The organism is Saccharopolyspora sp. (assembly GCF_017434145.1).
GTDB lineage: Bacteria > Actinomycetota > Actinomycetes > Mycobacteriales > Pseudonocardiaceae > Saccharopolyspora_C > Saccharopolyspora_C galaxeae.
Window position 1 is genome coordinate 1 of the sequence record NZ_JAFRFW010000493.1, and the last position, 10,791, is coordinate 10,791.

General features: G+C 69.7%; 12 protein-coding genes. 6 read left to right on the forward strand and 6 right to left on the reverse strand.

Annotated elements, in window-relative coordinates; all coding sequences use genetic code 11:
• Position 1 precedes the first annotated feature (1 nt).
• On the reverse strand, positions 2 to 829 hold the full coding sequence (locus IJH84_RS13735; protein ID WP_295144918.1) for a mycofactocin-coupled SDR family oxidoreductase: 828 nt from the start codon (positions 827 to 829) through the stop codon (positions 2 to 4).
• A gap of 375 nt (positions 830 to 1,204) precedes the next feature.
• Between IJH84_RS13735 and add the strand changes: the two genes are divergently transcribed.
• The 3 genes from add to IJH84_RS13750 all read left to right on the forward strand — a co-directional run bounded on the left by add (position 1,205) and on the right by IJH84_RS13750 (position 3,231).
• Complete coding sequence (add, locus tag IJH84_RS13740; RefSeq protein ID WP_295144921.1) at positions 1,205 to 2,233, forward strand: adenosine deaminase; 1,029 nt, start codon at positions 1,205 to 1,207, stop codon at positions 2,231 to 2,233.
• A gap of 141 nt (positions 2,234 to 2,374) precedes the next feature.
• A complete protein-coding gene (locus IJH84_RS13745) occupies positions 2,375 to 2,794 on the forward strand; it encodes a VOC family protein (protein WP_200071578.1) in 420 nt (139 codons plus the stop codon).
• Positions 2,795 to 2,904: 110 nt separating this feature from the next.
• Positions 2,905 to 3,231, forward strand: a complete 327-nt coding sequence (locus IJH84_RS13750; RefSeq protein WP_200071579.1) for a DUF3099 domain-containing protein — start codon at positions 2,905 to 2,907, stop codon at positions 3,229 to 3,231.
• Between the two features lie 18 nt (positions 3,232 to 3,249).
• Here IJH84_RS13750 and IJH84_RS13755 read toward each other — a convergent pair whose 3' ends face one another.
• From IJH84_RS13755 to IJH84_RS13775, 5 genes are all read right to left on the reverse strand, one after another.
• On the reverse strand, positions 3,250 to 4,068 hold the full coding sequence (locus tag IJH84_RS13755; RefSeq protein ID WP_200071580.1) for an SAM-dependent methyltransferase: 819 nt from the start codon (positions 4,066 to 4,068) through the stop codon (positions 3,250 to 3,252).
• Positions 4,069 to 4,119: 51 nt separating this feature from the next.
• Positions 4,120 to 4,785 (reverse strand): VOC family protein, encoded by a 666-nt coding sequence (locus tag IJH84_RS13760; protein ID WP_295144930.1) that lies wholly within the window; start codon positions 4,783 to 4,785, stop codon positions 4,120 to 4,122.
• A gap of 379 nt (positions 4,786 to 5,164) precedes the next feature.
• Complete coding sequence (locus IJH84_RS13765) at positions 5,165 to 5,980, reverse strand: SAM-dependent methyltransferase (RefSeq protein WP_295144933.1); 816 nt, start codon at positions 5,978 to 5,980, stop codon at positions 5,165 to 5,167.
• Positions 5,981 to 6,146: 166 nt separating this feature from the next.
• Positions 6,147 to 7,031 carry an isocitrate lyase/PEP mutase family protein gene (locus IJH84_RS13770; RefSeq protein ID WP_295144936.1) on the reverse strand — a complete coding sequence of 295 codons (885 nt, stop codon included), beginning with the start codon at positions 7,029 to 7,031 and terminating at the stop codon, positions 6,147 to 6,149.
• Positions 7,032 to 7,509: 478 nt separating this feature from the next.
• Entirely contained in the window at positions 7,510 to 8,097 is a 588-nt protein-coding gene (locus tag IJH84_RS13775; RefSeq protein ID WP_295144939.1) for a TetR/AcrR family transcriptional regulator, read from the reverse strand.
• 232 nt (positions 8,098 to 8,329) lie between these two features.
• Between IJH84_RS13775 and IJH84_RS13780 the strand changes: the two genes are divergently transcribed.
• The 3 genes from IJH84_RS13780 to IJH84_RS13790 all read left to right on the forward strand — a co-directional run.
• Positions 8,330 to 8,782 carry a (2Fe-2S)-binding protein gene (locus IJH84_RS13780; protein WP_295144943.1) on the forward strand — a complete coding sequence of 151 codons (453 nt, stop codon included), beginning with the start codon at positions 8,330 to 8,332 and terminating at the stop codon, positions 8,780 to 8,782.
• Positions 8,769 to 9,728 (forward strand): xanthine dehydrogenase family protein subunit M, encoded by a 960-nt coding sequence (locus IJH84_RS13785; protein WP_295144946.1) that lies wholly within the window; start codon positions 8,769 to 8,771, stop codon positions 9,726 to 9,728. Before IJH84_RS13780 ends, IJH84_RS13785 begins: the two co-directional genes overlap by 14 nt.
• The coding region (locus IJH84_RS13790) for a molybdopterin cofactor-binding domain-containing protein (protein WP_295144951.1) at positions 9,728 to 10,791 on the forward strand (1,064 nt) is incomplete at its 3' end. The genes IJH84_RS13785 and IJH84_RS13790, both read left to right, overlap by 1 nt.

Sequence of the window (10,791 nt, forward strand, 5' to 3'; positions counted from 1 at the left end):
CTCAAAGGACGTGGAACCCCGCATCCACCGGCAACCCCACACCGGTGACGTAGCGGGAAGCGTCCGAAGCCAGCCACAGCACGGCATCGCTGATGTCGCCGGGTTGCAGCATCTTGACCGGCAGCGCGTTGCGCAGCATCTCCGCGTCCGCGGGATGCTCGGCGAAATACTCGCGCAGCGAGTCGTTCTCCAGCATCGGAGTGTCCACACCGGACGGATGCACGGTGTTGACCCGGATGCTCTCCTTCGCCAACCCCACCGCGTAAGACTTCATCAGGCCGACCACGCCGTGCTTGGCCGCCGTGTAGGCCAGCACCGCGGGAGTGCCGGGCGCGCCGACCAGGCCCTTCAAGCTCGCGGTCGATCCGGTCATGATGATCGACCCGCCACGGCCGGTTTCGCGCAGCGGCGGCAGAGCCGCCTCCACGGTGTTCCAGACGCCGGTCATGGTCGTGGCGACGATGGTGTTCCAGGTCTGCGAGTCCGAGGTTCCCTCGGCCGCCAGGACCGTCGAAATCCCGGCGTTGACGACCACGATGTCGAGACCGCCCAGTTCCGCGGCGCCCTTCGCCACCACGGAAGCCAGGTCGTCACCATCGCGCACGTCCACCTGAGCGATCACGATCCGGCGATCGTGGTTCTGAACCAGCCGCGCGGTCTCCGCGAGATCGTCCGGAACCGGCATGGCGTACGGCATCTCCGGCACGGTTTCGCAGCGGTCCACCGCGATCACGTCGGCCCCGGCCTCCGCGAGCCGGGTCGCGTGCGAGCGGCCCTGACCGCGGGCGGATCCGGTAACGAGTGCGATCTTTCCGGTCAGTGCTCCCAAGATGACGTCTCCCGCCAGGTAGCGATCACGGCGAAACCATCCTGATCAGCACTCTCCATGCACGGCAAGTACCCGATCGCAGCAGCGCCCGCGCCCGCAGCACCTGCATGCGCGGGTGGCCAGGAACGATGCTGCCGGTCGACTCGGCACGCAGCGTGATCTAGCATTGCCCGACGTGCAGACCCGCGCGCCGGCCAACAGCGTCGTCGGTTGGGTCGTGCCCGCACTTCCGCTCTACGGGCAGGACCACGAGCGCGGCGATCTCGCCTGGTGACGGGTTTGAGATCCAGCCGATGCCACCGCACTTCGCGGTTCCGGGGTCTCACCGCGCTTCGCGGTTCGGAAAGAGAGTGCCGATCGCCGGAAGGACCGGTCATGCACACCACCGACAGTACGCTCGAAGACTTCCTCACCGCCCTGCCCAAGGTCGAGCTGCACGTGCACCTGGAAGGGTCGATGCAGCCGGGCACGCTGCTGGCACTGGCCCGCAAGCACCGCATCGCCGACCTGCCGCAATCGCTGGAAGAGATCCGTTCCTGGTACGAGTTCCGGGACTTTCCGCACTTCCTCGACGTCTACCGCAGCGCCGCTCGCGTGCTGCGCGACGAGGAGGATTTCGCGTTGCTGGCCGCCGAAACCATTCGCGCACTGGCGCGGCAGAACGTGCGCTACGCGGAAATGAACTTCAGCCTGTCCGGCCATCTCCGACGCGGCATCCCGCCCGCCGTCGTGTTCGCGGGGCTCGAGCAAGGACGCACCTCGGCCGAGTCCGAGCACGACATCACCGTCCGCTGGGTGCCGGACTTCGCCGGGGATTTCGGCGTCGAAGCAGGATCATCCACTTTGGACGCTGTATTGGCGCACGGTCCGGCTAGTGTTGTCGGTTTCAGCGTCGGCGGGCTGGAAGTGGCGCGGGAACCGTTCGCCGAGCTGTTCCAGCGCGCGCGGGCCGCGGGTCTGCGCAGCCTGCCGCACGCCGGGGAAACGGGCGGGCCGGACCGGGTCTGGTCGGCACTGCGCGACCTGGGCGCCGAACGGATCGGCCACGGCATCGGCAGCATGAGCGACCCCGCGCTGCTGGAGCACCTGCGGGAACATCGGATTCCGCTGGACGTCTCGCCGACTTCCAACCTGTGCACTCGTGCGGTGGCCGGTCTGCAGGATCATCCGCTGCCGCGCATGTTGCGGGAGGGATTGCTGGTCACGCTCAACAGCGACGATCCGCCGATGTTCGGCACCGACCTCACCCAGGAGTACCGCACCGCGAACCGGATGGGCCTGGATCGCACCGACCTGGCCGCACTTGCTCGCAACGGAGTGCAGGCCGGCTTCCTCGAACCCGACAGGAAGGCGCGGCTGACGAACGAGATAGACGCCGTGCTGACCGGGCAGAACCAGGAGTGATGGCCGCGGACCGGCGCATCGTCGTAGGGTCCGGGCGGTTCGACGCTGCGCCGGTTCCCGGCGTCTTCGTGAGATGTCGGCGACTCCCCGCCGACGTTGTGCGATCCACCGCCCGCCCACGCGCAGGAAGGCAGCACACCCATGAGCACCATCCCCCGCTTCCACCTGGCCATGCCCGTCGACGACCTGTCCGCGGCACGCCACTTCTACGGCGAGGTGCTCGGACTGGACCAAGGCCGCAGCGCGGAGACCTGGGTGGACTGGAACCTGCACGGCCACCAGTTCGTGACGCACCTGGCGCCCGAACGCCGCTCGGCCGTGCACAACCCGGTCGACGGTCACGACGTGCCGGTGCCGCACTTCGGCCTGCTGCTGACCGTCCCGGAGTTCCACGAGCTGGCGAACCGGCTGCGCGCGGCGGGCACCGAGTTCGTGATCGAGCCCTACGTGCGGTTCGAGGGGCAGCCCGGTGAGCAGTGGACGATGTTCCTGCACGACCCGGCGGGCAACGCCCTGGAGTTCAAGGCGTTCGCCGACGACTCGCAGGTCTTCGCGGTCTGAAACGGGCCGAGTTCGTGCCGCCGCGCAGGTGAACCCGCGCCCCGCCGCGGGTACGCCTCCCAGGTGCCCCGCGGCGGCTCGCCACGAGGCGACCGACGCGGGAGGTGCCGATGCGACGCGGACGGCAATCGGACGACCCGGCGCTGATCACCGACGCCGAACCGTCGTTCGACGAGGAGCAGCGGCACCGCAAGCGCGTCTACGCCGTGCTGATGGTGGTGCACCTGGTGGGCTTCACGGCCGCCGGACTCCTCGCGCACATCTGGTGGCTGGCGCTGGCCATCGTGATCGTCACCGGGGCGCTGCCGTGGGTGGCGGTCGTTCTCGCCAATGACCGCACCGCACGTCCGGGCAGGCGCCGCATGCGGCGACAAGAGCGGCGCGCCGTCGAAGACCGCCACCACGACCACATCGACACCGACCAGCGACAGCCCTGACAGCCGCTACCCGCGCGGTTACCGAAGGATGCCGACCGCGCCGTAGACGTTGCCGCGGGCGGCTTCTTCCTCGGTGACCGGCTCGTCGGGCCGCCACTTCGCAGCGGGCACCACGCCCGGTTCGAGCAGGGTGTAGCCGGGCATCAGCGCGGCGACCTCCTCCGGTGTGCGCAGGTGCAGCTGCGGTGTGGAAGTCGAGGACAGCAGGTAGCGCAGCCCGGCGACTTCCTCATCGGTGCGCGTGATCTGCGCGTTGTTGGACACCGCCAGCGCACTTCCCGGCACGCACCTGTCCCGGTAGCGGGTCACCAGCGCCGCCCCGTCGGGGCTGGGAATGATGTCCAGGATCCCGAAGGCCAGCACCGCGATCGGCCGGTCGAAGTCCAGCAGTCCGGCCACGCCCGGCGCGTCGAGCACCGTCTCCACGTCGCAGGCGTCGGCTTCGGTGACGCTCACCTGCTCGTTCTCGCCGAGCAGGTAGCGGGCGTGGTGGCAGGCGATGACCTCCCAGTCCACGTAGGCCACGCGGGCGCGCGGGTTGTGCTCCTGCGCGATCTCGTGCACGTTGCCGACGGTCGGCACGCCGGAACCCAGGTCGAGGAACTGGTCGATCCCTTCCTCGGTCACCAGATGCCGCACGGCCCGGCCGAGGAATCCGCGGTTGGCCCAGCAGTAGTCCCGCTCGGTCGGCGCGATCCGCAGCGCTTGATCGGCCATTTCCCGATCCACCGCGAAATTCGCCGACCCGCCGAGGTGGTAGTCGTACATCCGGGCGATGTTGGCGCGGTCGAAGTCCGCGTTCGCCACTTGGGCGGCCAGCTCCGCGTCGTGATCCATGCCCGAAACCGTAACCGAACTGCGAGGTCTCGCGGAGGATTCACGCCCTGATCATTGCCCGAGCAACACCGGGCGCCTGCGGATGACGATCTCGTGTTCCTCGGGCGAGCTGCGCACCGCCACCGCGTACACCCCGTGCGGGCGGTGGTTGAACCGCAGCGGCAGATCGTCGACGCCGGAGCCGAGCCATTCGCGCATGTCCCGCTCGGTGCCGCCGACCTCCATCCACGCGATCCCGCCGGGTTCCCGGCCGTGCGGCGCGTCGTTCGCCGGGTGCGTGTCCGGGTCCATGTGGAACACGTTCGGCAGTCCGCGGCGCCACGCTTCCGGAGCGCTCGGCGTTCGCGGCGAACCGCGCACCGAGCCGTCCGCGGCCACGCGGGTCACGGTTTCTTCGACCGGCACGCCGAACCACTCGGCGTAGCGGTCCAGTTCCTCGCGGCTGTCCACGCCCGCGCACCAGCCGAGGAACACGTCACCTGCGCGGAGCTGGTCGAGGAACCACCGCCCGCCTGCGGTGTGCTCGGCGGTGACCGCGTCGATGACGCTCTCCACTTCGAGATACTGCCGCGGACCCAGCGCGGCGATGCGGTTGGCCGCGCCGATTCCCGGGAACCAGCCGCCTTCGCGGTCCCCGAGGCCGGTCTCGGCCCGCAGCCGCTCGGCCCCCTCGAACAAGTTCTGCACCCCGAGCGCGATGTGATCGATCCGCAACATCGTTCGCCAGCCTAAACGTCAGGAGGGGTACCGACCACAAGGGATGGGCGGCTTCGTCGCGTCCGGTCACGGTTGCGCGGGCTGGCGACCACCGATGATCTCGGACATGGTGCTGCCTGCGCGAAGCAGCGCCAGGGCGCGCTGGGCGATGGTGTCGATCCTCGAGTCCAGTACCTCGAGAGATCCATCGACGTCCCGGAAGTCGCGAATGGCGGCGACGGCCCTGCGAACGTCCGGGATGCGGTAGCCCGCCGCCCTGAGTGCGGCGACGATGCGAGCCTCGGGGCACACACGTAGAGGGCGCGATTTCGCTGCTTCGCCAAGCGCACGAGAGGGCCGCGCGTCGTACCGCGTCCAGGGAACGCCGGGCGCCCCGCAACTAGTCGTTCCCGGGTGCCGGTTTGCGGCCGACGCCGCCGTAGCCGTCGACGTCCGCGCGCGGATCGTCGACCTCCGGGCGCCACAGGCTCACCGGAACCACGCCCGGTTCGACGAGTTCGAGATCGCGGAACAGCTCGCGGACCTGATCGGGAGTGCGCACGACGTAAGGAATCGCGCCGCTGGTCGCGTACTGGTCGTTGGCGGCGACCATTTCCTCGTGGGTGTCGGTGCCCTCGTAGTGCACGAGCACGCTGCCCGGCGGCAACGCTTCCAGCAGCTCCGCGACGATCCTCGCGGCCTCATCGGTGTCGGCGACGTGGCCGAGCACGCCCATCAGCACCAGCCCGATCGGCTGCGCGAAATCCAGGGTCGCGGCGGCTTCGCGGAGGATCACCGCGGGTTCGCGCACGTCGGCGTGCACGTAGTTCGTCGCACCCTCCGGGGAGCTGGTCAGCAGCGCACGGGCGTGCACGAGATCGAGCGGATCGTTGTCCACGTAGACGATCCGGGCCTCGGGCGCGCAGCGCTGCGCGATCTCGTGGGTGTTGTCGGCCGTCGGCAAGCCGGTGCCGACGTCGAGGAACTGGCGGATTCCCTCCTGCTCGACCGCGTACCGCACCGCGCGGCCGAGGAACAACCGGGATTCGCGGGCCACGGTGACCATCCGCGGGAAGTGCTCGCGGACGTAGTCGCCGATCTCCCGGTCGACCTCGTAGTTCTCCTTGCCGCCGAGCAGGTAGTTCCAGAACCGAGCCGAATGCGGCACGGTCGAATCGATTCCCGTCCGGTGATCGTCGGCCGCGTTCTGACTCAAACCTGCTACCCCTCCGAATCCGTCCGCACCCAGGGTCCCCGGTTCGCCTGGCGCGCCGACCCGGTCATGATCGCAAAGGTGTCCGCGCGCGGAAAAGGAGGGATCGCCACCGGATGCGATCGACGCAGCGCGCTGCGTCGTTCCGACCAGCGCGCGGCCGAGCCGCTCAAGAGCTGAACCGCTGCTCCTGCTCGCGGATGCCGGGCAACCCGATCGTCTCCAGGAATCCCTGGAAAGTCTCCATGTCCCGCGAATCCGTCGAGTGCTGCGCGCGGAACGTCTCGAAAATTCCGCGGATCGCCGGTGTCGCCGCCAACAGGGCGCTGACCGGCGAGATCACCACGCCGAAACCGAGTTCGGCCAGCCGCGAGAACGGGATCTCGGCGGTGTTGCCGCCTTCCACGCGGTTGAACAGCAGGCAGTGCCCGGACAGCTCGCGCGCCACCGTCTCGATGTCCTCGACGGTGCGGGGAGCTTCGACGAACAGCACGTCCGCGCCTTCCGCGGCGAACCGGCGGGCCCGCTCGATCGCCGCGGGCAGGCCGTGCACCGCGGCGGCGTCGGTGCGCGCGATGATCAGCAGGTCCGGGTCGGTGCGCGCCGAGACGGCGGCGCGGATCTTGGCGCACGCCTCGTCCACGTCGAGCACGCTCTTGCCGGACATGTGGCCGCAGCGCTTCGGCGACTCCTGGTCCTCGAGCTGGATCGCGGCGACCCCGGCCTGCTCGTAGTCGTGCACGGTGCGCACCACGTTGAGCGCGTTGCCGTAGCCGGTGTCCGCGTCGGCGATCAGCGGCACGTCCACGGCCTGGGACAGCCGCCGGGCGGTGTCGGCCATCTCGGTCGCGGTCACCAGCCCGATGTCCGGCCTGCCCAGCAGCGACGCGGCCACCCCGAACCCGCTGAGGTAGACGGCGCCGAAACCCGCCTGCTCGGCCAGCCGCGCGGTGATGCCGTCGTAGACGCCCGGCGCGACGACCGGTGCGGCGTCGGTGAGCGATTCGCGGAGCTTCCTGCGGACGTTCGGGCGCGGCCCGGCGAACTCCGACACGTGTTCCTCCTTGGTCGCAACGTTCTCCCCGCATCGTCGCGCACTCGACCGGCGCTCCGGTCCGGCGGGAGCGAGAGCGCGATCCCGCGCTCGAACCCGCGGCACGGGCTTCGCTCGCGCTGCGCCGGCCCCCTCAACTGCGGGGGTGGGGTTGTGCGAACTACGTCTCATTCGCACCGCGCCGTTCTTCGCGCCTCAACGATTTTCGCAGTTCATGGCACATCCGGGCGGGTCGCCCCGAGTGCGCGCGCCGCGCTGCGGTCCGGAGGGTGAGCGGCCATGAGCAAGACGACGAGCCTGATCATCATCATCGCCGGTGGCGTGCTGGCCATCGCAATGCTCTTCACCGCCCTGGCGGTCGGCTGAGCACCGAACCTGCAAGCACCAACCACGATTCAGCAAGACCGGAAACAGCAACGCGACGGGCCGGGCGGTTCTCCAACCGCCCGGCCCGTCGTTCGTCGTAGCCGCCGAAAGATCAGCGGGGCGCGCCGTCCTCGTCCGGGCGCATCCCCCGCCAAACCAGATCGACGAGGTTCTCGGTCTGGTTGCGCCAATCGCCGCTCGGATCGAGGAAAAGCAGTCCGCCGAGCCCGCGGAACACCGTCTCCGGATCGAGGTCCGCGCGCACCGTCCCGGCCGCGATGTTCGCCGTCAGCAGTTCGGCGACCGCACCGAGCACCATCTGGTGCGTGTTCGCGGGCAACTCCCCGCGGGATGCGGTCGCGGCGCGCAGCGCGTCGACGAGACCCCGCTTGGTCATCATGTAATGGGTCAGGTGGTCGGTCGTCCACACCCGGAAGGCCTGCTGCGGCGGGTGCGTTTCGAGCAGTTTCGGCACGACTTCGACCAGGGCGTCGACCTCGCGCTGGTAGACCGCGAGGATGAGCTCTTCCGGGGCGCTGAAGTGCCGGTACACCGTGCCGACGCCGACACCGGCCTGCTTGGCGATGGTGTTGAACGACAGCTCGCCCGACTCGGCCAGCGACTCGGCCGCCGCGTTGAGAATGCACTCGTGGTTGCGCCGGGTGTCCGCGCGCCGGGAGTTGACCGACCCGGTCCCCATCGTTCCTCCGTACTCCGCGAGTCGCGGCGCGCGCCGGAGCCGGTGCGCCGCCTTCGTTGCGAAGCGGATTCTAATCCGCTAGTCTCGGTTCACATAGCGGATGATTATCCGCTTCTGTACATCCACTGCACTGCCCGGCCGCCGACTCGGCGTGGCCGTCTCCCACCAATGTGCCGCAAGGCCCGCGGACCCGTGCCGCGCGGCCGCGAAGTAGCTGCGGAGAAGAGACCTTTTGGACATCTCGCTCGAAATCAACGATCGAACGGAACATCTGGAGGTGGATCCCGGCGTCACGCTGCTGGACGCGCTGCGGGAACGCCTCGGCATCACCGGCCCGAAGAAGGGCTGCGACCGGGGGCAATGCGGCGCTTGCACGGTGCACGTCGGCGGCCGTCCGGTGCTGTCCTGCCTGACCCTGGCAGCCACCGTGCGCCAGCCCGTGACGACCGTGGAAGGACTGTCCACTGGGGACGAACTGCATCCGGTGCAGCGCGCGTTCGTGGAGCAGGACGCCCTGCAGTGCGGGTTCTGCACGTCCGGGCAGGTCATGTCGGCCGCCGCCGCGGTCGAGCAGGAGGTCTCGGACGTGCGGGAGTTCATGTCCGGCAACCTGTGCCGCTGCGCGGCCTACCCGAACATCGTCGCCGCGATCGAACAAGCGAGGCAGGCCGATGCGCCCCGTTGAACTCACCGCCCCGGAAACCGTGCAGGACGCGCTCGTGCAACCGGCAACGCCGATCGCGGGCGGAACCACGCTGGTCGACCTGATGAAGCTCAATGTTCTTGCACCGCAACACGTGCTGGACATCAACGCGCTGCCGCTGCGCGGCATCGACACCGCCGACGGGCTGCGGATCGGTGCGCTCGAGCGGATGAGCGACGTCGCGGCGCATCCCGGCGTGTACCCGATGATCTCGCGAGCGTTGCTGCTGAGCGCCTCGCAGCAGTTGCGGAACATGGCCAGCATCGGCGGGAATCTGCTGCAGCGCACCCGCTGCACGTACTTCCGCGACGTCGAAATGCCGTGCAACAAGCGGGAACCGGGCAGCGGCTGTCCCGCGCTCGAAGGCGCCAACCGGATGCACGCCGTGCTGGGCACCAGCGACTCGTGCGTGGCGACGCACGCCAGCGACGTCGCGGTCGCGTTCACCGCGCTCGACGCGGAGCTCCGGCTGATCAGCGAGGCGGGCGAGCGCACCGTCAAGCTGGCCGATTTCTACCGCCTGCCGGGGGATTCGCCCGAGGTGGAGAACGACCTGCGGCCCGGTGAGCTGATCGCCGAGGTCGTGGTTCCGCGGCTGGATTGGGCTTCCCGTTCGACCTACGTGAAGGTGCGCGACCGGCAGTCCTACGAGTTCGCGCTGGGCTCGGCAGCGGTGGCGCTGGACGTCCAGGACGAGATGATCGCCGACGCCCGGGTCGCGGTCGGCGGTGTGGCGACCGTGCCGTGGCGGCTCAGCGCTGTCGAAGCTGCGTTGCGCGGCGCGCCCGCCACGTTGGAGTCCTTTGAGGACGCCGCTGCGCTGGCGACCGAGGGCGCGCGCCCGTTGGCGTCGAACGGTTTCAAGGTTCCGCTGCTGCGGCGGACCGTCGTCCGCGCCCTGCTCGAACTCACCGAGGGGAGCCACTGATGGTCAACCGGCTGGACGCGCCGCTGAAAGTCACCGGCAGGGCCGACTACGGGACCGACCGCAATTTCCCCGGGATGGCCCACGGATACGTCGTGGTCAGCACCATCGCGCACGGGGAGATCGCGGCGATGGACGTCACCGCAGCGAGCAGCTCCCCCGGCGTGCTCGGCGTGTACACGCCGTTCGAGCCGCTGCCGCTGCGCACACCGACCTCGTCGGTCGCCGGCAAGATCTGGGTTCCGTTGCAGGACAAGGAAGTCAGCTACTACGGCCAGCCGATCGGGTTCGTGGTCGCCGAAAGCTTCGAGCAGGCGCGGGACGCGGCGATGCGCATCGAGGTCTCCTACCACCGGCGGCCCGCGCGGACCTCGCTGGACGAAGGGCTCACCACCGCGGAGGACGCACCGCCCGCCATGGACGGATCGCCGCCCGCCTTGAGCGTTCTCGCGGACGGCGTCGAGTCCATCGAGGACGCTTTCGCCGCCAGCCCGGTGGTGGTCGACGCGACCTATCGGACCGCGACGCAGAACCACGCCCCGATGGAGCCGCATTCCGCGGTCGCGCTGTGGGATTCCGATGGCTTGACGGTCTACAGCGGGAACCAGGGCGCCCACCTGCACGCGGCCGAGATGGCCGACGCGCTGGAAGCGGACCCGTCATCGGTCCGGGCCGTGAATCCGTTCGTGGGCGGGGCTTTCGGCGGCAAGGGCGTCACCTCGACCCCGGCGTTCCTGGCGGCGGCCGCGGCTCGGGCGCTCGGCAGGCCGGTCAAAGCCGCACTGAGCCGCGAGCAGGTCTTCACCGCGACCGCCGGCCGCGCCGCAACCGTGCAGCGGATCGCCCTCGGCGCGGACCGGGACGGCACGCTCATCGCGCTGCGGCACGACTCGACGTGCAGCACGTCCGCGGACCGGTCGTTCGTGGAGCCGACCTCGCACGGCACCTCGCGGGAGTGGTATGCGACGCAGAACCTGGCCATCAGCCAGAAGATCGTGCCGCTGAACCTCCCGCCGACCACGTTCTTGCGCGCACCCGGCGAGGCGCCCGGCTCGTTCGCGCTGGA